Annotated in this window: 25 protein-coding genes and 2 pseudogenes; 12 read left to right on the forward strand and 15 right to left on the reverse strand. The window is 70.1% G+C overall.

The features are described from left to right. Window positions 1–6 precede the first annotated feature (6 nt). From OV079_RS08375 to OV079_RS08400, 6 genes are all read right to left on the reverse strand, one after another. A complete protein-coding gene (locus tag OV079_RS08375; RefSeq protein WP_267767300.1) occupies window positions 7–1,161 on the reverse strand; it encodes a hypothetical protein in 1,155 nt (384 codons plus the stop codon). Then, window positions 1,161–1,652 carry a YcbK family protein gene (locus tag OV079_RS08380; RefSeq protein ID WP_267767302.1) on the reverse strand — a complete coding sequence of 164 codons (492 nt, stop codon included), beginning with the start codon at window positions 1,650–1,652 and terminating at the stop codon, window positions 1,161–1,163. The genes OV079_RS08375 and OV079_RS08380 overlap by 1 nt, the downstream gene beginning before the upstream one ends. A 251-nt stretch (window positions 1,653–1,903) precedes the next feature. Beyond that, window positions 1,904–2,383 (reverse strand): M67 family metallopeptidase, encoded by a 480-nt coding sequence (locus tag OV079_RS08385; RefSeq protein ID WP_267767303.1) that lies wholly within the window; start codon window positions 2,381–2,383, stop codon window positions 1,904–1,906. Between the two features lie 5 nt (window positions 2,384–2,388). Continuing rightward, a complete protein-coding gene (locus OV079_RS08390) occupies window positions 2,389–3,369 on the reverse strand; it encodes a PLP-dependent cysteine synthase family protein (RefSeq protein WP_267767304.1) in 981 nt (326 codons plus the stop codon). Window positions 3,370–3,382: 13 nt separating this feature from the next. Next, window positions 3,383–3,655, reverse strand: a complete 273-nt coding sequence (locus tag OV079_RS08395) for a ubiquitin-like small modifier protein 1 (protein ID WP_267767305.1) — start codon at window positions 3,653–3,655, stop codon at window positions 3,383–3,385. 31 nt (window positions 3,656–3,686) lie between these two features. Continuing rightward, window positions 3,687–4,085 (reverse strand): ThiF family adenylyltransferase, encoded by a 399-nt coding sequence (locus OV079_RS08400; protein WP_338089058.1) that lies wholly within the window; start codon window positions 4,083–4,085, stop codon window positions 3,687–3,689. On the opposite strand from OV079_RS08400, the gene OV079_RS08405 reads away from it, so the two are divergent. Then, a complete protein-coding gene (locus tag OV079_RS08405) occupies window positions 4,008–4,169 on the forward strand; it encodes a hypothetical protein (RefSeq protein ID WP_267767310.1) in 162 nt (53 codons plus the stop codon). The two genes, OV079_RS08400 and OV079_RS08405, sit on opposite strands and share 78 nt — an antisense overlap. A 16-nt stretch (window positions 4,170–4,185) precedes the next feature. Here OV079_RS08405 and OV079_RS57460 read toward each other — a convergent pair. The 4 genes and pseudogenes from OV079_RS57460 to OV079_RS57465 form a co-directional block, all read right to left on the reverse strand. Continuing rightward, window positions 4,186–4,428 (reverse strand): annotated as a pseudogene (locus OV079_RS57460) (HesA/MoeB/ThiF family protein); the annotation flags it as partial. 6 nt (window positions 4,429–4,434) lie between these two features. Further along, window positions 4,435–5,382 carry a cysteine synthase A gene (gene cysK / locus OV079_RS08410; protein WP_267767312.1) on the reverse strand — a complete coding sequence of 316 codons (948 nt, stop codon included), beginning with the start codon at window positions 5,380–5,382 and terminating at the stop codon, window positions 4,435–4,437. 16 nt (window positions 5,383–5,398) lie between these two features. Continuing rightward, entirely contained in the window at window positions 5,399–5,626 is a 228-nt protein-coding gene (locus tag OV079_RS08415) for a helix-turn-helix domain-containing protein (RefSeq protein ID WP_267767314.1), read from the reverse strand. Window positions 5,627–5,685: 59 nt separating this feature from the next. Continuing rightward, window positions 5,686–6,183: pseudogene (locus tag OV079_RS57465) on the reverse strand (hypothetical protein); the annotation flags it as partial. On the opposite strand from OV079_RS57465, the gene efp reads away from it, so the two are divergent. The 8 genes from efp (at window position 6,182) to OV079_RS08460 (ending at window position 16,460) form a co-directional block, all read left to right on the forward strand. Next, window positions 6,182–6,742 carry an elongation factor P gene (gene efp, locus OV079_RS08425; protein WP_224192084.1) on the forward strand — a complete coding sequence of 187 codons (561 nt, stop codon included), beginning with the start codon at window positions 6,182–6,184 and terminating at the stop codon, window positions 6,740–6,742. The pseudogene OV079_RS57465 and the gene efp sit on opposite strands and share 2 nt — an antisense overlap. A 3-nt stretch (window positions 6,743–6,745) precedes the next feature. After that, window positions 6,746–7,747, forward strand: coding sequence for an amino acid--tRNA ligase-related protein (locus OV079_RS08430; protein WP_267767317.1), 1,002 nt, complete (start codon window positions 6,746–6,748; stop codon window positions 7,745–7,747). 364 nt (window positions 7,748–8,111) lie between these two features. Continuing rightward, window positions 8,112–9,185 (forward strand): tetratricopeptide repeat protein, encoded by a 1,074-nt coding sequence (locus tag OV079_RS08435; protein ID WP_267767318.1) that lies wholly within the window; start codon window positions 8,112–8,114, stop codon window positions 9,183–9,185. A 50-nt stretch (window positions 9,186–9,235) separates the two neighbouring features. Beyond that, window positions 9,236–10,039: an energy transducer TonB gene (locus OV079_RS08440; protein ID WP_267767320.1), complete on the forward strand. Its 804-nt coding sequence runs from the start codon at window positions 9,236–9,238 to the stop codon at window positions 10,037–10,039. 327 nt (window positions 10,040–10,366) lie between these two features. Further along, window positions 10,367–11,104: a MotA/TolQ/ExbB proton channel family protein gene (locus OV079_RS08445; protein WP_096332814.1), complete on the forward strand. Its 738-nt coding sequence runs from the start codon at window positions 10,367–10,369 to the stop codon at window positions 11,102–11,104. Continuing rightward, on the forward strand, window positions 11,104–11,628 hold the full coding sequence (locus OV079_RS08450) for an ExbD/TolR family protein (protein WP_267767321.1): 525 nt from the start codon (window positions 11,104–11,106) through the stop codon (window positions 11,626–11,628). Before OV079_RS08445 ends, OV079_RS08450 begins: the two co-directional genes overlap by 1 nt. Window positions 11,629–11,913: 285 nt before the next feature. Then, window positions 11,914–12,315 (forward strand): ExbD/TolR family protein, encoded by a 402-nt coding sequence (locus OV079_RS08455; RefSeq protein ID WP_267778482.1) that lies wholly within the window; start codon window positions 11,914–11,916, stop codon window positions 12,313–12,315. A 59-nt stretch (window positions 12,316–12,374) separates the two neighbouring features. After that, complete coding sequence (locus OV079_RS08460) at window positions 12,375–16,460, forward strand: thrombospondin type 3 repeat-containing protein (RefSeq protein WP_267767323.1); 4,086 nt, start codon at window positions 12,375–12,377, stop codon at window positions 16,458–16,460. Between the two features lie 132 nt (window positions 16,461–16,592). Here the strand turns inward: OV079_RS08460 and OV079_RS08465 are convergent, their stop codons facing one another. Continuing rightward, window positions 16,593–17,333, reverse strand: a complete 741-nt coding sequence (locus OV079_RS08465) for a hypothetical protein (protein ID WP_267767324.1) — start codon at window positions 17,331–17,333, stop codon at window positions 16,593–16,595. A 143-nt stretch (window positions 17,334–17,476) separates the two neighbouring features. Between OV079_RS08465 and OV079_RS08470 the strand changes: the two genes are divergently transcribed. Further along, entirely contained in the window at window positions 17,477–18,394 is a 918-nt protein-coding gene (locus OV079_RS08470) for a hypothetical protein (protein WP_267767325.1), read from the forward strand. 346 nt (window positions 18,395–18,740) lie between these two features. Here the strand turns inward: OV079_RS08470 and OV079_RS55665 are convergent, their stop codons facing one another. After that, window positions 18,741–19,997, reverse strand: a complete 1,257-nt coding sequence (locus OV079_RS55665) for a sensor histidine kinase (RefSeq protein ID WP_267767326.1) — start codon at window positions 19,995–19,997, stop codon at window positions 18,741–18,743. Between the two features lie 107 nt (window positions 19,998–20,104). Continuing rightward, complete coding sequence (locus OV079_RS08480) at window positions 20,105–20,275, reverse strand: hypothetical protein (protein ID WP_267767328.1); 171 nt, start codon at window positions 20,273–20,275, stop codon at window positions 20,105–20,107. A gap of 75 nt (window positions 20,276–20,350) precedes the next feature. Here OV079_RS08480 and OV079_RS08485 point away from each other — a divergent pair, with 75 nt between their 5' ends. Continuing rightward, complete coding sequence (locus tag OV079_RS08485) at window positions 20,351–20,584, forward strand: hypothetical protein (protein WP_267767330.1); 234 nt, start codon at window positions 20,351–20,353, stop codon at window positions 20,582–20,584. Between the two features lie 25 nt (window positions 20,585–20,609). Here OV079_RS08485 and OV079_RS08490 read toward each other — a convergent pair whose 3' ends face one another. After that, the gene (locus OV079_RS08490; RefSeq protein ID WP_267767331.1) at window positions 20,610–20,945 is read right to left on the reverse strand and encodes a hypothetical protein; all 336 of its coding nucleotides are present in this window, start codon (window positions 20,943–20,945) and stop codon (window positions 20,610–20,612) included. Between the two features lie 100 nt (window positions 20,946–21,045). Here OV079_RS08490 and OV079_RS08495 point away from each other — a divergent pair, with 100 nt between their 5' ends. Continuing rightward, the gene (locus OV079_RS08495) at window positions 21,046–21,852 is read left to right on the forward strand and encodes a hypothetical protein (protein WP_267767333.1); all 807 of its coding nucleotides are present in this window, start codon (window positions 21,046–21,048) and stop codon (window positions 21,850–21,852) included. A gap of 112 nt (window positions 21,853–21,964) precedes the next feature. Here the strand turns inward: OV079_RS08495 and sppA are convergent, their stop codons facing one another. Further along, the gene (gene sppA, locus OV079_RS08500; RefSeq protein WP_267767335.1) at window positions 21,965–23,719 is read right to left on the reverse strand and encodes a signal peptide peptidase SppA; all 1,755 of its coding nucleotides are present in this window, start codon (window positions 23,717–23,719) and stop codon (window positions 21,965–21,967) included. Window positions 23,720–23,805 lie beyond the last annotated feature (86 nt).

Here is a 23,805-nt window from a genome sequence, read left to right on the forward strand (position 1 = left end):
CGATCGCTACGGACAGCCGAAGCGCAGCCGGGCGATCGCGCCCGCGTGTAGGCGAGCGCAGGCGCCTTGGCACAGCTCGAGCGCGAGGTGGTTGTCGTCGCGCCAGCGCCACGCCTGCTCGTCGCTGCAGTCGGGGTCGGCGCGGTGCATGCGGCCGTCGACGTCGAGGGCGACGAGGTCCGGGTAGTCGGGGGCGGCGTCGATGCGGATCCGGCACGCCTCCACCTCGTCGGCGAGCGGGGCGAGGCGCTCGCGCAGACCGGCGATGACTTCCGAGACTGCAGCGCTGTCGCGCAGGTGGAGGTAGTGCTCGGGACCCGCCAGCGCGGCGCCGCCGGCCAGCGCGAGGCTGTTGAAGTACTCGTGCGGGTTGACGTCGTCGATCATGCTGTCGCCGGCCGCCGGCGGCGCCATCACGTCCATGACGCTGATGCCGACGACGATGGTGGGGATCCCGGCGGCGAAGCTCTGCTCGACCAGCGGGTAGACCTCGACGTCGAGCTTCTCGGCGAAGTCCGAGCTGATCTGCGGCTTGGCGGTGCAGTTGGGCGGGTTGTCGCTGACGAGGACGATCGCGCGGGCGCGCACCGGGCCGCTCTCGCCCGCCTCGAACAGGTTCGACCAGGCCTCGCGCAGCGGGTTCTCGCCGATCGGCGGCGACGAGGTGTCCTCGGGGACAGCCGCGAGGATGGCGGCGGCGGCGTCCTCGGCGTCGAACGGGACGCGCGAGTTGTCGTTGAGGTTGCAGATGCCCTGCTCGGAGATAAGGGTCGGGGTGGGGAACACCACGGCGGCGAAGTCGACGCGGTCGGCGAACTCGGGCACCACGGCGTGGACGATCTGGTGGACGCCGTCCCAGCGCGACGGGCCGGGCGGGTCGTCGGCCTGGGCGCAGCGCTCGCGCTCCTCGGGGTCGTCCAGGCAGCGGCGCATCGACTTCGAGTGATCGAGCAGCCAGGCCACCTGCGGCCGCAGGGCGGGCAGGTCGATGGTCATGCCGCTGCAGCGGCGCTCGCGGGCGCACACGCCGTCGGCCTGGCACGGCAAGCCGGGGCCGCAGTCGGCGTCCGCCTCGCAGCGCTCGCCCCACAGCGCCTGTCCCTCGAAACATGACCCGAGGACCAGGGCGACCGCGAAGCCGACGAGGGCCGCGCGCGCCATCAGTGGCCCTTCCAGGTGCGGCGCTTGCCGGTGTCGAGGTGGACGAACTGGCTGACGGGGTAGTAGCCGACGCCGCCCTTCCACCGCTTGAGCGCGTACTTGTAGAGCTTGTCGGCCTTGATCCCGACCAGGGAGAAGTCGATCGCCTGGCTGCGCGCGTGCTGGCTGTCGCGCGCGACCTCGCGGCCCTTCTTGGTCAGCATGAGGTTGAACTTGGGGTGGCGGAAGCCGCTGACGATGTGGACCTCGCGGGCGCCGAAGTGGTCGGCGGCCGCGACGACGCCGGCGATCAGCTCGGCCGGGTGGCTGGCCAGCTCGTCGGTGAAGCGGCAGCGGAAGAACCGCGCCAGCGCGCCCTCGGGGTGCGGGCCCTGCAGCGGGATGACCTCGAGGGTGTGCAGGTGACGGGCGAACAGCACCGGCTCGGCCTCGGCGCCGGCGCGCGGCGAGTCGCGGCAGGCCGGGTCGATGAGACATGTGCCATCGGACATGTCCTTCGGGCAACACGCGCGCCGGGCCGGCGGCGGGGCCGCTTGGCCGCGAGGTAGGCGGCCTTCTTGTCGCCGTCGTGCTCGCCCGTCGGACCTGCGGCGGGAGCGACGAGCGCGGCGACGAGGAGGGCGACCAGCATCCGCACAGTCTAGTGCCGTGAGCGGGGCATTTCGAGCTGCGTCGCGACGAGACGCGGCCGCAGCGGCTCGAAAAGGCCCGGACACGGTCTTTCGACCGTCACCGAGCGGCTCTAGCGCGCGTCGCCGGGGAACCGCGCGACCTCGACGTAGGCCCCGGGGCCGGCGTCGCGCACGCGGCGGAACAGCACGGCGCCGCCGATCGCGTGCTCCTGCGCGTCGACGACCAGGTAGTCGACCGGATAGCCGGCGGCCAGCGCCGCGGCCTCGTCCTCGGCGGAGAAGTAGGCGCCGACCCGCGGGTGCGAGTGGTAGATGATCGTCGGCGGGTCGTCGCCGTCGAACGCGCGCGTGAAGTCCATCAGCTCGCGGCCGCCGAAGTTGTAGCCGTTGGCCGAGGTGCGCGGGTAGGTCTCGGGGTCCATCGCGTGCAGCCTGTCCATGAAGTTCTTGCACGGATAGAGCTGCATGTCGGCGCCGCGACCCTTGAGGTAGCCGCAGCACTCGCTCGGGAACTCGGCCCGCGACTGGGCGTAGATCCGGGCCAGCAGTTCGGCGGGGATGGCGAATTCGGAGGCTGGCGTTTCGGACATGTCCTTCACCACAGGTAGCGCTTCTCCCAGCGCAGCGGGACGAAGTAACGGTCGCCGCGGTCGCACAGGATGGTGACGACCACGCCGCGGCGGCCCTCGGCGGACAGCTGCTTGGCGACCCGCAGCGCGCCGGCGACGTTGCCGCCGGAGGAGTGGCCGACGAACAGGCCCTCCTCCTTGGCGAGCCGCTCGGCCATGTCCCAGCCCTCGTCGGTCGGCATCCAGATGGTGTCGTCGAGCACGCTCGGATCGTAGATCGCCGGCACGATGCTCGAGGGCAGGTGCTTCATGCCCTCGAGGCCGTGCATGGCGTCGTCGGGCTGGATGGCGATGCAGCGGATCGCCGGGTCGAGCTCGTGCAGCCGCCGCGAGGTGCCGACGACCGTGCCGCTGGTGCCGATGCCGGTGACGAAGTGGGTGACGCGGCCGCCGGTCTGCTGCCAGATCTCGGGCGCGGTCGTGTGGTAGTGCGCCAGCGGGTTGTTGGGGTTCTTGTACTGGTCGGCGTAGTGCCAGCGATCGGGCTCGCGCTCGACCATCTCGTGCGCCAGGACGATCGCGCCGTCGCTGCCCTCCATCGGGCTGCTGTAGACGATCTCGACCCCGTAGGCGGTGGTGACCTGCTTGCGCGGGGCGCTGACGTTCTCGGGCATCACCAGGGTGACGGGGACGCCGAGGGCGGCGCCGACCATGGCGTAGGCGATGCCGGTGTTGCCGCTGGTGCTGTCGATCAGGCGCACGCCCGGGCGCAGCAGGCCGCGATCGAGCGCGTCGCGGACGATCCGCAGGGCGGCGCGATCCTTGACCGAGCCGGCCGGGTTGCAGAACTCGCACTTGGCCCAGATCTCGACGCCGGGCGCGTCGCGCTCGATGTGGTGCAGCCGCACCAGCGGGGTGTTGCCGACGAGGTCGACGATGCTGTCCGTTCGGACAGCTCGCGCGGGACGCAGGTCGCCGAGGAGTTGTTCGCGGCCGGTGGGCAGCATGTGGCGTGGACGCTCAGCCGCCGGCGATCGCGGGGACGATGCTGATCTCGTCGCTGGCCTTGACCGCGGTGGCGAGGTTGTCGAGGAAGCGGATGTCGTCCTCTCCGACGAACACGTTGACGAACCGCCGCACCTTGCCGGCCTCGTCGCAGATCCGCTCCTTGATGCCCGGGTAGCTCTGCTCGAGGCCGTCGAGCACGCTGCCGACGGTCTCGCCGTCGATCGCTACCTCTTCGCGGCCTTGGGTGTACTTGCGCAGGGGAGTGGGGATCCGGACGTTGGGCATGACGGTGTGTTCAGTATAATGAACAGGGCTGTCAGCGACTGCAAGCCGCTCCCGCCGCCGTCGCGCAGGCCGGCCCCAGCGGGCCCCGGGCGGGCGCAGGCGCGTGAGGATCACAGCCCGGACAGCCCGCGCGGCGAGCGGGGCGGATCTGCTGCGGGCGAAGCTCGCGGAGGTCGAGCGCGACGAGCGTGCCGGCGACCTCCTGCTGGGCGTCGAGGGCGACCGCGAGGTGAGCCATCATGAAGCCGAGCGCGCCGGCCGCGGCGCCGAGCACGCCGACGGCGGCGCACGACGGCGCGAGCTCGGCCGGCGGCGCGGCCTCGAAGACGCAGCGGAAGCACGCGCCGGCGCCGTGACGCACCGCCATCGCCTGGCCGCCCCAGCGCTGGACGCCGCCGATGACGAGGTCGAGGTGATGCTCGCCGCACAGGTCGTGGACGAGGAACTTGAGGTCCGGCTGGTCGCTGCACTCGAGGACGACGGTGCCCGCCGGCTGGGCCGCGAGCAGCGATGAGCGTGCGCTCGTCGAGCCGGAGGGGGATCGGCTCGACCTGCAGCCGCGGATCCAGAGCGCGCAAGCGACGAGCCGCGGCCTCGACCTTGGGCGCTCCGACGTCGCCGAGGTCGTAGAGGACCTGGCGGTGCAAGTTGGTGGCGTCGACGGCGTCGCAGTCGACGACGGCGATGTGGCGCGCGCCGGCGCCGACGAGGCCGAGCAGGGCAGGGCAGCCGAGGCCGCCGGCGCCGAGCACGAGGAAGCGACCGCCGGCCATCGGGCCTCAGGCGCCGGCCGCTGCGGCGAACTGCTCGTCGAGCGAGAAGTAGCGCTCGCCGGTGTCACACAGGATCGTGACGACGTCCTTGCCCGGCCCGAGCTCGGCCGCGAGGTCGAGCGCGGCGACCATCGCCGCGCCGGCCGAGATGCCGACGAGCAGGCCCTCCTCGCGGGCGAGCCGCTGCTTCATGCGGAACGCCTCTTCGTCGCGGATCCGGGCCACGCGATCGAACACGGCGGTGTTGAGCACGGGCGGGACGAAGCCGGCGCCGATGCCCTGGATCTTGTGCGGGCCGGCAGCGCCGCCGCTGAGCACCGCGCTGCGATCGGGCTCGACCGCGACGATGACGACGTCGGGCCAGCGGGCGCGCAAGACCTCGCCCACGCCGGTGAGCGTGCCGCCCGTGCCGACCGCGGCGACGAAGCCGTCGACGCGGCGCTCGCCGAGCTGGGCCATCAGCTCGAGCGCGGTGGTGCGGCGGTGCATCTCCGGGTTGGCCGGGTTCTCGAACTGGTGGAGCATGACGTGACCTGGCCTTTGGCACAGCTCACGCGCCCGCGCGACGGCGCCCTCCATCCACTCGACCTCGGGGGTCAGCACGATCTCGGCGCCGTAGGCCTTGAGCAGGTTGCGGCGCTCGAGGCTCATGCTCTCGGGCATGGTCAGGATCAGCCGGTAGCCCTTGACCGCCGCGACGAGGGCGAGGCCGATGCCGGTGTTGCCGCTGGTCGGCTCGACGAGGACGCTCTCGCCGGGACGGATCTGGCCGCGAGCCTCGGCGGCCTCGATCATCGCCAGAGCGATGCGGTCCTTGACCGAGCCGCCGGGGTTCAACATCTCGCATTTGCCCCACACCGTGGCGTGGCCGTCACCGGCGTGGAGCTTGCGGATCCGGACCAGCGGCGTGTTGCCGATGAGGCTCAGGATGTCGTCGACACAGACCGGCGGCATGCGGACAATGGGCGGATCAAATGATGAAGTCAGCGGAGCGGCGACGGAAGCTGTCGCGCGCCTCGCCGAGCAGCTGCTCGAGGCTGAGCTGGCCGACCGCCGCCTCGAAGCGGGCGTCGACCGAGCGCTCGACGATCCGCGTGATCTCGTCCTGCGGATCACCCGTGACGGGGCCGCTGCTGGTCGGGGTCGACAGCGCCTGCAGCACTTCGGCGATCGAGATGTCGGCGGCCGGGCGGGCCAATTGTAGCCGCCGCGCGGTCCGCGCTTGCCCACCACGAAGCCGGCTTTGCGCAGCTCGCCGATGATTTCCTCCAAATACCGCGAGGGAATCGCCTGTTGCTCCGCGATGACGTGGGCCGAGGCGTATCCACGGTGAGCGACATGGCAAAGGGCGCGCAGGCCGTATCGGGCTTTGGTCGTAAGCTGCATTTTCCGGTGAGCCTCGATGAAAAATCTGGCCCCGGACTTTGCCACAACTTCGCCGCGTCCGTCACCGAATTCTCGCGGGAAAACAGTGGTGCAGGGACCCCGGCGCGACACCTTTTCACCGTTTAGAATTCGGAGAATTTGCGGGCGTCCGCGCGCAGAATGGGTCTGCGCTGGCCTCATGGGCAAATGAGCGAAATCGCTCGGGCCGGTCGGGGAGATCCGCGGGGCCCAACCGGGATCCGCCCTGCGCGGCCCCCGCGTAAACGCGCAGTGGGCGCGACGGCTTCGAACGAGACTTCTCTCGGGCGGGCCCGGCGGCGATCGCCGTTGACAGCGAGGCCGCGGAGATACTACCCACCCGACGCCCATGGATGTCTCCGAACTCCGCAAGAACGCAAAGGTCCAGCTCGACGGCCACCCTTACGTCGTCGTCGAATTCTTGTTCGTCAAGCCGGGCAAGGGGCAGGGGCTCTACAAGTGTAAGCTCAAGAACATGATCACCGGCGCGGTCCTCGACCGGACCTGGCGCTCGGGCGAGAAGTTCGACCCGGCCAACGTCGAGTCGCGCAAGATGCAGTACCTGTTCAAGGACCAGAACGGGTTCACCTTCATGGACAACGAGAGCTACGAGCAGGTCGCCCTCGCCGATGAGATCGTCGGCGACGACTCGGCCTTCCTGCTCGACCAGATCTCGGTCGACGTCCTCTTCTACAACGACCGCCCGGTCGGCGTGACGCTGCCCAGCCACATCGTCATGACGATCACCGAGTGCGAGCCGGGCGTGAAGGGCGACACCGCGACCAACGCGACCAAGAGCGCGACCGTCGAGACCGGCCACAAGATCCAGGTCCCGCTGTTCATCCGCGAGGGTGACAAGGTCAAGATCGACACCCGCACCGGCGCCTACGTCGAGCGCATCAACACCTAGTCGATGGCGGCCGAGCTCGGCGGGCTGGCCTGGCCCGCCCGCGTGCAAATCTGGGACGCCGCGCTGGCCGCCGTGCGCGGCTATTTTCGCGATCAGGGCCTGCGCGAGGTGAGCACCCCGGTGCGCGTGCCGGCGGTCGCGGTCGAGCCGTTCATCGACCCGATCGCCGCGCCGCCGGGCCTCTTGGCGACCAGCCCCGAGCTGGCGATGAAGCGGCTGCTGGTGCGCGGCAGCGGGCCGATCTTCCAGATCGCGCACGTGTTCCGCCGCGCCGAGATCGGCGAGCGCCACAGCGAGGAGTTCCACCTCGTCGAGTGGTACCGCCTCGGCGCCGACCTCGACCCGCTGCTCGCCGACGTCGAGGCGCTCGTCGCCCGCGTGTTCGTTGCGACAGGTTCGAACGGACATGTCCCGAAGACCTGGCAGCGCGCGCGCTTCCTCGAGGTCGTGACCGCGACCTGCGGCGCGGCGCTGCGCGGCGACGAGGACCCCGGGCAGCTGCTCGCCGCGCTGCCGCCGGCGCTGGCCGACGAGGTCAGCCGGGCGGCGGACACGAGCGCCGACGCCGAGCCGCGCGCGCGGACGCTGCTGGCCTGGACCGCGTTCTTCACTGCCTGGTCGGACATGTTCTTCGAGCCATGGCTGAAAGGACATGAAGGGACGCACCTGGTCGACTTCCCGGCGCCGCTCGCCGCGCTGGCGATCACCGACCCGGCCCGGCCGTGGCTGGCGCGGCGGGCCGAGTGCCACGTCGGCGGGCTGGAGATCGCCAACGGCTACGTCGAGCTGCGCGACGCCGAGGAGCAGCGGCGCCGGTTCGCCGCGGTCAACGAGCTGCGGCGGGTCCACGGGGCGCCGGCGCTGCCGATCGACGAGGACTTCCTGGCCGAGCTGCCGGGGCTGCCGCCCTGCGCCGGGATCGCTCTCGGCCTCGACCGCCTGATCACCCTCGCAGCCTGCCGCACGCGCCTCGCCGACGTCTCGCTCGCCCTCGGCGGCGGGTGAAGACCCGATGCAGAAGGGGCCCGGGCGATCCTCGGCCGCGGCCCGGCAGGCAGTGACGCGGGCAGGGGAGGGCGCCGCCGCCGACCCGACCCGCCGCCGAGGACCGACGCCCGCGGCCCTGGACAGCGCCGCGGCCCTGGACGGCGCCGCGGGGCCACGGTGCGGCGCGCGCTGGACGGATGGCTAGGGCGAACGAAGATCGGCGGATCGGACCGAGTTCGGACGCCCCCCCGTGCAAACCGCCTCGCACGGGCGTCGTGGGCTTGCGGCCCCGCCGCCCGCACTCAAGGTCGCCGTCACGGTCGCGCTCGGAACCGCGGGGCGTCTTGAACTCCCCTCACATCTCTGTACACTGGCGCTCTCCATGCGTCCGATTCTCGCCGCAGTTGCCGCGTGTGCCCTGTTCCTGGCGCCCGGCTGCACCAAGATCGCCGCGCGCGACTTCATCCGCGAAGGAAACACCCTCTACGCCAACGGTCAGTATCGCGAGGCGATCGAGAAGTACAACGAGGCCGAGAAGCTGGAGCCCGACCTGGTCACGCTGTTCTGGAACCGCGCGTGCGCGGCCGAGAGCATCGTCCTGAAGATCAAGGATCCGAACCAGCTCGCCGATCGCAAGGTCTTCACCGACCTCGCGCTGTCCGACTTCAAGACGTGGCTCGACCGCGCCGGCAACGACGTGACCGAGGCCGACCGCGAGGCGTACCTCAACCACCGGCTCGCGCTGCTCGACGCCGACGAGCGCTGCGACGACCTGCTGTCGTACTTCCTCGAGAAGCACAACCAGGAGCCGAAGGAAGAGGGCTGGTACACGCGCATCGCCAAGCAGTACGAGACGTGCGGGCGCACCAAGGACGCCGACGAGTGGTTCGTCAAGCGCACGGTCGACTTCCCGACCAGCGTGCGCGCCTACCTGTCGCTGGCGATCCGCAAGCTCGAGCGGCTCTACCCCGAGCCCGACAGCGGCGTGCAGTACAACGCCAACTTGTCGGAGGATGAGCGCCTGGCGCTGGCCAACGAGGCGATCGCCCTCCTCGACAAGGCGACGATGATCGACCACAAGTTCATCGAGGCGTACATCTATCGATCGATCGCGTACACCCAGCGGCAGCTGGCGCGGCGGTACGGCGACGATCCGACGCAGAACACCGCCCACGAGAACCTCAACATGATCCTCGCGCGCGAGGACGGTTTGTCGGCGTGGCGGCAGCAGAAAGCCATCTGCGACATCAAGGTCGAGCCCGAGTGCCCGACCGACAAGCCGCCGGAGGGCCCGTGCTGCATGCTGGCGCCGCGCCCGATCTCCCTCGAAGAGGAAGCGTCCGACGCCGAGCGCAAGAAGGCGATCGAAGAGGAGATCCGGCTGCTCGAGAGCGGCGCCGAACCGGAGCCGGTCAAGGGCAAGGGCAAGAAGGGCAAGGGGCAGGGGAGCAAGTAGCCGCAGCGCCCGCCTCTGACGCGGGCGTTCGGGGCCAGTGAGACCGCACCATGTTTGAACACTATCTCACGTACCAAAAGTCCGACCCCAGGCGTCAGCGCCGGATCGCCATCGCTTCGGTCGTGTCGGGCACGCTCACCTTCTCCGGCATCATCTTCGTCTGGGCCGCGAACAAGATGAACATCACCAAGGTGGACCCGCCGACGGTCCAGTTCTTGATGGTGCAGATGAGCGCCGAGGAGGCGGCACCGCCACCGCCGCCGCCGCCGCCGCCGGCCGCTGCGGAGACGCAAGAAGAGGAAGAGAAGGAAGAGATCCCCGAGGAGGATGTCCCGGAGGAGATCGTCCAGCCGAAGGAGACGCCCGACAAGGTGCCCGACGTGAAGAAGTCGGCGGGCGGCGCCAAGACCAACGCGGTGCCCGGCGGCGTGCCCGGCGGTGTCCCGGGCGGTGTCCCCGGCGGCGTGCTGGGCGGCGTCCTCGGCGGTCAGCTCGGCGGTCAGCTCGGCGGCGTGGCGACCAAGCGCGACGCGACCCAGGCGACCGCGCCGAAGCCGATCGCGGTCGTCATGGGCAACGCGATCTACAAGCCCGACCCCGAGGCCAACAAGCTCGCCGCGACCAAGGCCGGCATGTTCGACAAGCGGCCCGGCACCGTCTCGGTCTTCTTCTGCGTCGACGTCGACGGCAAGACCGCCGACGTGAAGCTCAAGAAGAAGTTCCCCCACAACGACCCGAAGGTCGACGAGATCTGCCGCGATACGGTCAAGAAGTGGCGCTTCAAGCCCTTCATGGTCGGCGGCAAGGCGACCAAGGTGTGCTCCGAGGTCGACTTCAACATCAAGTTCAACTGACTTCACGGCCCTCCGGGCCTGCTCGCTTCACGGCCCTCCGGGCCTGCTCGCTTCACGGCCCTCCGGGCCTGCTCGCCACACGGCCCTCCGGGCCTGCTCGCCACACGGCCCCATCCGGGGCCTGATTGGGCCCTTCGGGCTGCTTCGACGGCGACCTCCGCGGGTACTCGACCTTCCTCCGTCTCCCGGCCCAGCCCCCTCGACTTCCGGCCTCGCGGTCCCAGGCCGCCGGCCCCCAAAAGACCCCACTGCACGGCCCCTTGGGCCTGATCCACCGCACGGCCTTCAGGCCCTCAGCCGACCCCAACGAGAAGACAGGCATCCGACATGGAGCTCATGGACATCACCACGCTACTCGCCAACACCGGCGGAACGGACTTCTCCCTCGCAGGCATGTGGGAGCAGATGGGCATCTTCGCCAAGGTCATCTTGGTGTTGCTCCTGCTCATGTTCCTGCTGTCTCTGGCGATCGTGCTGGAGCGCCTGCGGGCTTACTCGCGGTCGCGGCGGCACTCGATCCAGTACATCATGCTGCTGCGCAACTTCTTGCAGGAGCGCAAGCTGCAAGAGGCGGTCGCGGCGGCGCAGACCCACGGCGACAGCCCGCTGGCGAAGGTCGTGGGCGCCGGCCTGAACGAGTACATCAAGGGCATGGAGGCCCTCAACGAGGAGGGTCCCGAGGACGTCGGCGACTTCGACCTCGTCGACGCGGTCAACCGCCAGCTGGAGCGCGCCAAGGAGCGTGAGACGGCCAACCTCAAGCGCGGCCTGACCTCGCTGGCGACGGTCGGCACGACGGCCCCGTTCGTCGGCCTCCTCGGCACCGTGGTCGGCATCATCAACTCGTTCCAGGGCATCTCGTCCGACGGCGGCGGCGGTCTGTCGTCGGTCGCGGGCGGGATCTCCGAGGCCCTCGTCGCCACCGCCGTGGGCCTCCTCGTCGCCATCCCGGCGGTCGTGATGTTCAACTCCTTCAACGCGCGGGTCGAGGGCTTCCAGATCGACATGAACGACGTGGCGTCGGAGCTGATCGACTTCGTCCTCAAGGAAGGGCGCTACCCCTGATGTCCGCTTCCACGAGCTCGCGCCGTGGCGGCAAGGGCGGCAAGCACCGCCGACACGTCGCGTACAAGAGCGACCACGGCATCCAGCCGGCGCAGGCCAACAGCGACATCAACGTCACCCCGCTGGTCGACGTGTGTCTGGTGCTGCTCATCATCTTCATGGTGGTGACGCCGATGCTCGGGCGTGGCGTCGCGGTCCAGCTGCCCACGCTGAGCACCGCGACGATGCACAAGGAGGGCGACCAGGTGTTCGTCTCGGTGAACGACGACGGGGCCTGGGTCGAGACGGACATGTACACCGAGAAGGAGCCGTTCCTCGCCCGCCTGGACGAGGACCTCAAGATCGCCTCGGGCAAGGCGCTGGCCAACGACTACAAGGGCCCGATCCTGTTCGTCAAAGGCGACAAGGGGACCCAGTGGGGCCGGGTCAAGACGGTCATGGAGTGGATCACGGGTAGCAACGTCCAGATGCAGGACGTGGCCCTCGTGGTCGAGGTCGCCAATCAGTCCGGACCCCCGACCTGACGGTCTGTGATGTCGCGGCCGGTCGAGCGGCCGGGCCGCACCGACCCGGCGCGGTCGGCCCCGTCACCGACCTTCACATCACGACCTCCCCGCGTCCGAACTCAGTCCGAACCAAACCCCCTCCAAACCCCGCGGCGCGCCCCTCCCCGAGGCGCGCCGCTTGCGTTTTTCCTATACCTCAGCGGCAAACGGCGGTAGGCTAACAACAGCGCGAGCCCCCGGCGGCTGCGAAGGATCGCCTCATGAGCATGTCAGCAGGCGGCTCCAAAAGGAGCCCAGAGCGATATCAACGTCACCCCTCTCGTCGACGTCTGTCTCGTGCTGCTCATCATCTTCATGGTGATGCTGCCGAAGAACGTGCCCGAGCTCTCGGTCAAGGTGCCGCCCGAGAGCAAGACGCGGCAGAAGCCGCAACCCGAGAGTGAGAACCTCGTCCTCGGTCTGACGAAGGACGGGGCCATCACGCTCAACCGCACGCCGGTCGAGAAGTCGAGCCTCAAGGACACGCTGGAGAACCAGCTCAAGTTCCGCGACAAGAAGGTCATCTTCGTCAACTTCGACGACGACGCCGTCTACGGGCTCGCGGTCGAGGTGCTCGACATCGCCAAGCACTCCGGCGCCGACGTGCTGGGCATCATGAAGAACAAGGACAAGCCGACTCCGGACACCCTGCGGCAGAAAACCTAACCGACTCGATGAGCAGGACCGTCGCCATGCGTAACAACTTCCTTCGAAGCATTCCCCGCTTGTCGCGCCCGATTCACCGCGGCGACGCCGGCACCGGCGCTTGGGCCCTCGCCGCGCTCGCCATGTTCGGCGCCTCGACCGCGCTGGGCGGCTGTGTATCCGACCCCGACTGCGGCGTGTGTGATCCCGAGAATCTGATCCTCGAGACCGTCGCGGGCGTGAACTACGCCGGCAAGGTCGTCAAGCTGCTCGGCCCCGAGTGCGACGACGACGAATGTCCCGGCGAGATCAACAGCGGCAACTACTTCGTCGAGAAGGTCATCCCCTGTCTCGAGACCGAAGAGGCGATCGAGGCCCCGCGCGGCGCTCAGGAGTGGTGCAAGGTCTCGCCGCTGATCGTCACCGACGGCCTGCAGTTCATCTTCAACAACCTGCTGGATCCGCAGTCGGTCGAGCTCGTCCGCAAGTCGCCGGTCAACCCGCAGCTGTTCGAGGTCTACGACTGGAAGACGAACATCGTCCACCTCGAGGGTCCGATCACCCGCTACAACGGCGACTACCGCCCGGGTTCGCAGACCCAGCCCGACCAGATCAACCGCCTCGTCAACCTGGCGTGCATCGACAACCTGAACGACCAGGGCAAGCTGTTCGACCACACCAACGTCGACGACAACACCTGCGACGGCCTGTTCGTCGACTCGAAGAGCAAGAAGACCATCCCGCTGAAGATGCGGATGGGCGAAGAGGTCAAGACCTACACCGGCGAGACCGACGCCCGCCGCGCCTCGCAGTCGTGCACGACCCCGCAGGACGGCGTCGACACCTGTTGCGACGCGTGTGACTACGAACTGGCGGTCAACATCGCCAAGTACGGCGTGACCCAGAGCGTGCCCGAGGATCAGGAGGCTAGCCGTAACCAGTTGGCCAGCCCCAACGCCGGCACCGCGATCAAGTGCGACCTGATGGGCGACAAGTTCGCTCAGTGTCGCGACTTCATCCCGTACGTGAACCGCACCGAGGAGGTGCGCAAGTTCTCGTACGTGTGGGGGAAGGACGGGAAGCAGACGTTCCGCCTGCCGCTGCAGGACAAGCTGCGCGAGACCCACCCCGACCTGCGGCCTGCCGACGTCGAGCAGGAGACCGTCCCGTGCCAGACCGACGAGGACTGCGCGGCCAAGCCGTCGCCGAACCTGCCGGGCATGAACTGCGTCGGCACCAAGGACGGCGCCGCGTGCACCGGCAACGATCCCGACTGCGTGGAGAAGCACTGCCGCGCCGAGTGGTTCGTCGAGTGCCGCGCCGAGCCGGCCACGACCGGTGAGCAGGGCTACTGCGTCGACAAGCGCTGGAACGGCACCGGCACCGCCGCGTGCTTCCAGACCGACGTCCCGTACCCGATCTGCCTCGACGAGAGCTGCACGCAGACCAAGGCGGAGTCGGGCAACAATGCCAAGGGCCGCCGCTTCGCCTTCGCCGACGCCGACATCAGCAACACGATCTCGGCGCTCGAGGGCTGCCGCGGCGAGCTCAGCGGCGGTCAACTGCCGGCCGAGTGCGACCCGTACTTCCAGTCCGGCGTGAAGCCGACGCCCCGCTACGACCGCAAGGAGACCCTGCCGAGCATCGCCCGCAACTGCGTGTGCGAGGAGTCGCCGGCGGCGGGTTGCACCGACCTGGTCGCGTCGCTGTGCCACGAGGGCGGCGACATCAGCAAGCCGCTCATCAAGGAGAAGATCGGCCAGTACGCGCTCAAGTTCGTGTCGAAGAACGGCGGCGTGATCTACGACCCGGCGATCAAGGGCGTGCTGTTCCTGCCGGCCGACCTCGGCGCGATGCCGCGGAGCTTCGCGGAGACGTGCTCGGCGGGCCGGGCCAAGGGCGCCGGCGCCCTCAACATCAAGGACGGCTGGCGCGGCAACGACAACGGGTTCTTCGAGAACTACGAGAACTTCGACCGCGCGATGTGCTCGAGCTCGACCTACAAGATCGTCTTCAACCACGAGAACTCGAAGGACGACGACGGCAACATCCTGCAGTACATCCGCGACAAGGTCGGCAACACGCTGCTCAAGAAGGCGACCTACGTCATCCACACGCCCGACTTCCACGTGGTCCCGGGCAGCGGCTTCCCGACCAACAACCTGCGCATCGGCGCGTGCGACGACTTCGAGCTGCGCTTCTCGAACAAGTACGACATGAGCCCGTCGAACTTGCAGAAGCTCCAGATCGTCGAGCTCGGCGGCACCGACGAGGCGCCGGTCGAGGGCAAGGTCATCGCCGGCGGCCCCGGTTGCGCCAAGACGGCCGAGGACCTCGAGTCCGGCAACGGCACCGTCCCGTGCCTGTCGGTCAACGTGCGCGACCAGGACATCGGCTCGGTCCGCGTCGAGATCGACGCCAAGGAGTTCGGCGCCATCCTGCAGCCGAACACCGGCGACAACCCGGTCCGCTATCGCTTCAAGGTCCCGGGCCTCACGCTCGCCGACGGCGAGGACGTGTACGAGGCGATGAAGAACCGCCCGGCCGACTACGCGGCCGCGTTCTGGGACGCGTGCGGCATGCCGCTCGTGCTCAGCATGCCGAAGATCGACGCCGAGGGGAACGTGGCCAAGGGCGGCAAGGCCAGCAAGCCCGACTTCTGGTACGACTTCGAGATCGACTCGCCGAAGTGCAAGGAAGACCTCGACCTCGACGGCTTCCCGTTCTCCTGCGACAACGCGCCCGACGACTTCAACCCGGATCAGCTCAACAGCGACGGTGACGAGGCCGGCGACGTGGTCGACCTGTGCCCGACGATCGCGACGATGAACACGCTCGCCGACACCGACAAGGACGGTATCGGCAACGAGTGCGACTTCTGCACGCGCCCGGTGAACACCTACAACAAGAACGCGCAGGCGGCCATGGCGCCCGAGCGCATGCGGGTCCGCAACATCCCGGACCAGTCGGACTTCGACCGCGACGGCATCGGCGACGTCTGCGACAACTGCATCACCGTGCCCAACTGCGGCGACTTCGGCAACACGGGCAACCTGACCCCGGCGAAGATCGGCGACGCCATCCCGTTCAACAACGACGGCCAGTGCCAGGTCGACAACGACGCCAACCCGTTCATCGGTGACGCGTGCGCCGGCCTGATCACGATGCCCGATCAGGGCGCGGCCGGCCCGGTCGGCTTCGGGCTCGAGGACGACTTCGACCAGGACGGCATCCCGAACGGCGACGACAAGTGCCCGCGCCAGCGCGTCAAGGCTTGCACCGAGGACGCGGACTGCGGCGACGAGAACGTGACCTGCAACGCGGGCTTCTGCAGCAACCACTCGGACTTCGACGGCGACGATGTCGGCGACATCTGCGACACCTGCCCGTACGTCGGCAACCCGCAGCAGGTCCAGGTCGGCATGTCGGAGGAGAACGACGCCGACGGCGACTTCGTCGGCTTCAACTGCGAGACCAACAGCGAGTGCTACGAGACCCCGGACGCGCGCCCGATCGCGTTCTACGACAAGGTCGCGCCCTCGGGCATGTGCTGCACCGCCGTGTTCCCGACCGACACGCTCGACGCTCCGCGCCTCATGCCCGACGGCGAGCCGCTCGAGCGCGACGAGGTCGAGCGCCTGATGATGGAGTACCAGGCCGCTCGCGAGGCGTGGACGATGGCGATGGACGGCAGCGAGCCGCCCAAGCCCCCGCTGTTCGTCCCGCTCAAGGCCGACTGCGGCGGCGAGGGCCCCGACAAGTGCCGTAAGCTGCCCGAGAAGGTCCTGAACACGCCGGGCGTCGTCAACCTGCCGCCCGGTTGCGCCGAGGCCGGCCAGCCGCTCACGCTCGACAGCCCGAGCATCAACGGCAACGCCGACGAGCTGTACAAGTTCATGTGCACGCTGCCGCAGCGCGACCAGGACTTCGACGGCATCGGCGACTCGTGCGACCTGTGCCCGTTCGCCTTCGACCAGGACAACACCCTGTACAAGGACCAGAACAACAAGGTGTGGCCGAACTACGGCCAGTACTGCAGCGGCGTGTGGGCCGTCGACGTGGCGCCGCGCCTGCTCTCGCAGTGCGGTGACCTGTCCGAGGACGTGGGCATGACCGGCACCGACACGATGATGACGACCAGCGGCTCGAGCACCACCGGCGGCTGAGCCGAGCTGGACGGACCGACGAAGAAGGGCCGCTTCACGCGGCCTCTTCTTTTTGCTTTGCGGCTCGCGTCGGGCGCGTGGCCGCAAAAAGCCCGCGTGCGCGGGCGAGGAGAGGCGGGCCTGGCCCGCGGTTCAGATCGACACGGCCGGCTCGAAGCGCCAGACCGCGCGCAGATCGCCGGCGGCACTGCGCGCGGCGATCTCGGCTGCGACCTCCGCGAGCTCGTCCGCGGCTCGCGGCGCGCCCTCGTAGAACAATCGGCCCTGTCCTTCGGGACCTGGCTCGAACCAGCAGTCGAGGTCGTCGAGGGTGAGGATATGGCCGCGGCGGAGCCGTAGAATGATGTTCTCGGCGGTCAGGGCGTCGTCGAACTCCTCGCGCAGCTTGCCGATCCGGCGCGCCTCGTCGCTGAGTCCGGCGAGGTCGCCGGCGACCACCGTGTGCAGCTCTCCGAGCGCGCGCAGGCCGTCGACCTCGCCCTCGCCGCCCCAGAAGCGGCCGCGGACGTAGACGTAGGGCGGGGCCATCACGCCGGTGACGCCGGCGATCTGACGGGCGGCCTGCGGCTGATCGTGGAGGTTCATGCGGCGGAACGGGATGCCCTCGGCGGTGAACACGGCGGCCACGCGATCGGTGGCCGCGTCGCCGGGGTAGCCGAACACGACGACGACGATCGGATCGGACCTGTCCAATGGTTCATCTTGCAGCGTCGCCTCCTCGACGGGCGGCTCCGGGGGGGCGTCGTGACGCCCTCCGAGCGCCGCGGCGCGCTCCTGCACCTGCTCGAAGAGCTTGCGGCCGGTCTCGCGGACACCCTCGGGGAGGTGCTTCTCCGCCATCGATTGCGCCTTGCGCAGCAGATCTCGCAACACGCGAGGACAGTAACGCGAACATCCGAGGGCGACCAGAGCGGGCCCGCGACGGGCGGCCGCGAGACCAGGGCGACGCGGCGCGCAGGGATTTTCGCGCGCGAGCGGGCCCGGCCGTTCCGAATCCCGCCGCCCTTCGCTGATCCGTGGTATGGGTCTGCCTCGCGCCCGATGTTGCGGCTCACGCTCCACCTCGTGCTCGCGGCCAACTTCGCCGCGAGTCCCGTTGCCGGATCAAGGACAAGCCAGCGTCCAACTGCCGCAACCCGAGCGCCCTCTACGAAGAGGGCCTCAAGGATTACGATCAGAAGTTCACCAAGGCCGCGATCGAGAAGTTCGAGGCGGCCCACAAGTGCTCGAAGAACCCGCTGATCCTCTACAACATCGGGTTGGCCTACAAGCGGCTCTACGACACCGAGCAGCAGCCCGACCTGCTGCACGCGGCCAAGAAGGCGCTGGTCGAGTACGTCGACGCGATCGAGAAGGACCCGACGCTCGGCGCCGATCCGGAAGAGGTGAAGCCGGTGCTGGCCGAGATCGACGCCGAGATCGAGCGGATTCGTCCGCCCGAAGTGGCGCCCGAGCCCGAACCGCCGCCGCCGGCGCCCGATCCGGTCGACCCCGGCAAGCCGAAGCGGATGCTCGGCATCGGGCTGATGAGCGGCGGTGGGGCGCTGACGGTGGTCGGCGTGGCGGTGAGCGCCGCGTTCGCCAGCAAGGGCGCCCGGCTGCACGACCAGCTCAACGGTGACGGCGGGATCTACGACCAGCTCGAGGCGGGCGGCTGCGGGCTGACGCAGGTCGACGACGCGCAGGGCGCCGACACGATGACCTGCGACGCGCTTCGCAGCGAACGCCAGGACCTCAAGACCGACGGGGCGCGCGCCAACGGGGTCGCGTTCGGGATGATGGCCGTGGGGGTCGTCGGCCTCGGCCTGCTCATCGGCGGCGCGGTGGCGTTCGCCCAGAGCAAGCGGGCCACCGCCGAGTGGGAGTCGAGCCAGCGCGCCCGCGTGCGCGTGCTGCCGACGATGGGCGGGTTCGTGCTGCAGGGCCGCTTCTAGGCGGCGAGCGGGGTTGACCGGGAGCGGCGCGGGCGTGCGTCGGTCACCTCGTGGTTCGGGGCGCTGCGGCGGGTGACGAGGACTCGACCCGACGACGGCTACGCCGTGGCTCGAGAAGCCTGCAGCAGGACTGGACGGCTCGAATCGAGCGGCCCTGGATAGCCGTCGCTCAGCCGCTGCATGGAAGTCACGCCGGGATAGCGATAGCGACCCGAAGGGTCGCTCGGTCAAGAGCGGGCGCAGTGAAGCGACGGCGTGAGGCGTGCGGGCATGGCGCGCCCGGGCCGAGGCGTTCGTATGTCTGAAAGAACATGTCCCAATGGGCATGCCCTTCAAGGCATGTCGTTCAGGACATGCCCTGCGGGCCACGCGGCAGCAGCAGGGTGAAGCGGGAGCCGCGGCCGAGCTCGCTGTCGACGAGGATGTCGCCGCCGAGCAGGCGGGCGAAGCGACGGCTGATGGCGAGGCCGAGGCCGGTGCCGCCGTAGCCGTGGCGGGCGTCGTGGACCTGCGAGAAGTCGCGGAACAGCAGCGACAGCTTGTCGGCGGCGATGCCGATGCCGGTGTCGGCGACGCGGAAGGCGATGAACTCGCGGTCGCCTTCGTGGGCGACCCGCACCGCCAGCTCGATCTCGCCGCGGGCGGTGAACTTGATCGCGTTGCTCAGCAAGTTGAGCAAGATCTGGCGCAGCTTGGTCGCGTCGGTGGTGATGTCCCCGAGGCCAGGTTCGAGCGCGAGCCGCCAGCGCAGCGGCCTGTTGCGCAGCTGCGGGCGCACGGCGGCCTCCATCTCCTCGGCCAGCGGCGCGACCGCGACCGGCTCGCGCCGCAGCTGCGGCACGCCGGCCTCGAGGCGCGCGAGGTCGAGGATGTCCTCGATGACGGCGACGAGGTGACGACCCGAGCGGTCGACGGTCTGGATGTCGGGCAAGAGCTGGCCCAGACCGGCCGCGGTGGCCTCCTCGCGCAGCAGCTCGGCGCAGCCGAGGATCGCGTTCAGCGGGGTGCGCAGCTCGTGGCCCATGTTGGCGAGGAACACGTCCTTGGCGCGGGCCGACGTGACGGCCTCGGCGCGCGCGCGGGCCAGGTCGACCCGCTGCTCGGCGAGCTCGCGCTCGCGGCGATCGAGCTCGAGGCGCGCAGCGACCTGGCGGGCCAGCGCGAGCAGGCCGCGCCGCTGGTCCTCGGTGAAGCGGCGCGGGACGACGTCGAGGACGCACAGGGCGCCCAGCGGCGGACCGCCCAGGCCCGGCAGCGGGACGGCCGCGAGGGCGCGCAGCCGGGGCCCGGCGGTCACCAGCGGGTGCGCGGCGAACCGCGGATCGGCGGCGAGATCGCTGCGCTCGAGCGGCTCGTCGCGCTGGATCACGGAGGTACAAAAGGACAGGTAGGGCGACGCGTCGACGACGTCGAGGCCGACGCTGGCGGCGAGCCACGCGGAGCCCTCGTCGACGAGCGCGAGGAGGGCGATCGGCGCGCCGAGCAGCGTGGCGGCCAGGCGCGTGAGGTCGTCGAAGGCCTGCTCGCGCGCAGAGCCGACGGCCGCACGCTCCGGCGCGGCCGCAGGCTTGGCCTCGAGCTCAGACGACGCGGCCCACTCCACGGCTTCTACGATACTCGCCGCTTCGAGCCCAGCAAGTCGTCTTCATCGCCATCTGCCACGTACGGCTGTCCGCGGGCAGCTGTTCGAGCGAGCGACTGTCGTCGCTGTCAGAACTTGCCGAGGCGAAGCCCGAGAGTGCCGGTCAGACCGCTGAGGATCCGGTCGCTCGGGCCGCTCCACGGCTGCGCCACGGCGAAGCGATAGCCGCCCGAGAGCACGAGACGCAGCACGCGAGTCAGCGCGAACGACAGGCCGAGCTCCGGTTCGGCCACGAACATCGCGGCTCGATTGACGCAGCGGTCGAGGCGTTCGTCGTTGAGGCAGACCCGGCCGCCGCCGATGAGCGCGCCGATTTGGAGCGAAAGAATCGGACCTGCAGCAACGCGACGGCGAGCGTGACGCCGGCGTACTGGGTCCGCATGTTGAAGGTGCGATCGTCGCTCCGCTGGGCCGGCAGCGGGGTGGCGAGCGCGGTGCCGGCGGCGCCGAACATGAAGCGCTCGTTGACGATGACGGCAAAGTCGGCGCCGAGCATCAGTCCGGGCGAGCGTCCGAAGCCGGTCAGCTTGAAGGTGGGAGCGATGTAGGCGCCGACCTTGGAGCCGCCGCCGATCAGCGGCTTGCCCTCGGTCCACAGCGGCCCGCGCTTCGGCCCCCCTTGGGCTCGGCTGGCTTTGGGGCCATGGTCGCAGGGGCAGGCCCGGCGGTGGCCGGGACCGCGGGGGCGGCGACGTCGGGCGGCGGCGGCTGCCAGGCCGGGACGCTGGCGGGCTGGGTGAGATCGGGCGGGTTGCCCTGGATCGGCTGGGTCGCGGGCATCGGCGCCAGGTCGGCGCTGCCGCTGCTGCTGACGTGCGGCGAGGGCGGGGCCTGGACGCCCGCGGTCGCGCTCGCCGGAGCGGACAGGAGCGCGAGCGCGGCGAGCACGGGAAGGACGCGGGGGGCCATGCGTGGGCATACTGTTGCAGGGCCGGCCCCACGAGGCAATCGTCGGCGGACCGCGAGCCGCGTGCTTGCCGGTCCGCGCCACCCCGTGCAAGATCCCGCGGTGCGCCGCCTCGCAGCCCTCACCCTGTCCGCCGCGGCCGCGCTGCTCGCGTGTACGCCCGAGCCGGCGAGCACGGTCGAGATGCGCCAGACCGTGGTCGAGGTGGTCGACCAGGGCCGCGCGATGGCGATCGAGAACGCCATGGTCGCGCTGGTCGGCAGCGTCGACCCGGACGGCGGCCTGGCCGGCATCACCGACGAGGTGGCGGCCGGCGTGGCGATGCACACGCCCTGCGCGGTCGTCAGCCGCCCCGGCGCGGTGGCGCTGCGGATCTGGTTCGGCAGCAAGGACTCGCCGTGCCCCTACGCCGGCATCGGCCTCAGCGGGACGATGCGCGTGGTGTACACGCGGCCGGACGGCCAGGGCCTGCTGGCCTCGATCTACTACGAGCCGCTGCGCGGCGACTCGACGCTGCTCGACGGCTTCTCGCAGCTGACGTGGGCGGCCGACGGCAGCCAGCGGCTGGTCACGGAGATCCGCGTCGACACTGCGACCGAGCGCGAGGTCGAGATCCAGTCGGACCGCCTGCTGTCCCGCGTCGACGACGCGCTCAAGGTCGAGGGCTGGCGCCGCTGGCAGACGCTGATGGGCACCTGGGAGGCCGACCTCGCCGGCCTCCTGCTCGGGCCCGAGGCGCTGATGCCGTTCGCCGGCCTCGCGGCCGTCGACACGCCCTTCAACCACACGATCGTGCTCGACTTCACGCAAGAGGCCGGCGGCGCCCAGGTCCGCGCCAACGGCGGCCGCCGCGACCGCCTGTTCGAGGTCACCGACGAGGGCGACGTGATCGACATCGGCGACGGCTAGCGGGCGCGACCCGGATCGACGGGCATGTCCGTTCGAGCATGCCCGATGGCACATGCGCGAAGGGACATGCCCAGGCGGGCATGTCCCTTCAGACAGCGACTCGGACCGCCGCTCAGCGCAGCAGGACCGGCCAGACGAGGGCGGTCTGGACCGGGTCGTCGCGCAGGGCGTCGAGCTGGGCGAGGACGCCGGAGACGGCCGCGACGCCGTCAGCGCCGAGAGCGGCGGCGAGGCCGGGGACGAGCTCGTGGTCGGCGGCGGCGCGGAGCAGGCTGGGGCCGCTGTCGAAGCCCTCGATGAGGTCCTTGATCGTCGGCTCGGGCGGGTAGACCTCGAGCGCGACCTCGGGGGCGATGCCGGTCAGCTTGCGCGCCTCGGCGAGCGCCTCGGTGAGGCCGCCGAGCTCGTCGACGAGGCCGCGCTCCTTGGCGGCCGCGCCGGTCCACACGCGGCCCTGGGCGATCGCGTGGATCTCCTCCGGCGACTTGCCGCGGCCGCTGGCGACGCGGCCGACGAAGATCTTGTAGACATCCTCCATCATCGCCAGGACGCTGGCCCGCTCGCCCTCGGTCCACGGGGTCATCGCCGACCACATCGCGGCCCGCTTGCCCTTGGTGATCGGGAAGGTGCGGATGCCGACTCTCTCGAGCATGCCCTCGAGCGCGATCTTGCCGCCGACGACGCCGATCGAGCCGGTGAGGGTGTTGGCGAGGGCGAAGATCTTGGTCGCGCCGCACGAGATGTAATAGCCGCCCGAGGCCGCGACGCCGCCCATCGAGACGATGACCGGCTTCTTCTCCTTGGCCCGCTGGAGCGCGCGCCAGATCTGCTCCGAGGCCATCGCGCTGCCGCCGCCCGAGTCGACGCGCAGGAGGATCGCGGCGACGTTGGCGTCGTCGGTGAGGTTGTCGATCGCGGCGGCGAGGGTGCGACCGGCGATCTGGTTGCGCGCGCCGATGGTGCCCTGGCCGCGGCCGTCGATGATGCCGCCGAGCGCGTAGACGAGGGCGATGTGCGGCTCCTTGGGCCGCTTGGGCGGGACGAGGCCGAGGAAGGTCTGCAGCTTCTCCATGTCGAAGCCGCCGCCGCTCGGGCTGTCCTTGAGCTTGACCTGCTTCCACGGGGCGCCGCTGGTGTGCTGGGTGCGGAAGTCTTCGTAGGTGGCGACGCCGTCGACGAGGCCGGCCGCGAGCGCGGCCTCGCTGGTGAACACGGCCTCGTCGATGCGCTGCGCGACTGTCTCGGGGGACAGCTTGCGGCCGGCGACGATCCCCGACTGCATGGTCAGGTAGGCCTGGTCGACCACGGCGGCCAGGGTCTCGCGCATCTCCCTCGACGGCTCGGTGCGCGTCAGCGGCTCCGCCGCGCCCTTGAAGGCGCCGACGTGGACGAAGTCGGGGACGACGCCGAGCTTGTCGAGGAGGCCGCGCAGGTGCAGCGGCATGGCCATCGGGCCGGGGATCAGGACCTCGCCGACCGGCTGGACGCCGACGGCGTCGCAGGCGCTCATGAGGTAGTAGACGGCGTTGGTCGGGACGTCGGCGTGACAGACGAGTTTGCGCTTGCCCTCGGCCTTGAAGGCGAGGAAGGCGCCGCGGACCTCCTCGGCGGTGGCCATGTCGAGGTTCACGTCGGTGAAGCGGACCAAAAGGCCCTGGACGTTGCCGTCGGCGGCCAGGCGGTCGAGGCGCTGCAGCAGGGCGTGGAGCTCGATGAGGGCGCCGCCGCCGAACAGCGACATCGGCGCGAGTTCGCCGATCTCGCCGCCGAGGTCGAGGGTGAGCCAGTGCGGTTTGCCGGCGTCGAAGCCGGGCGACTGGCGCGGCGGGTCGTAGGGACCGGGGGCGTCGAGCTTGTCGGCGAGCATGCTGCTCAGCGGACCGAGGTTGGCGAGCGGGCCGCTCGCGGGCGGCGGCGGCGAAGATGGGGCGACGTCCCGCTTGTCGGTGGCTT

Origin of the sequence: Nannocystis pusilla, assembly GCF_026626665.1 — a bacterium.
Taxonomy (GTDB): Bacteria; Myxococcota_A; Polyangia; order Nannocystales; family Nannocystaceae; genus Nannocystis; species Nannocystis pusilla.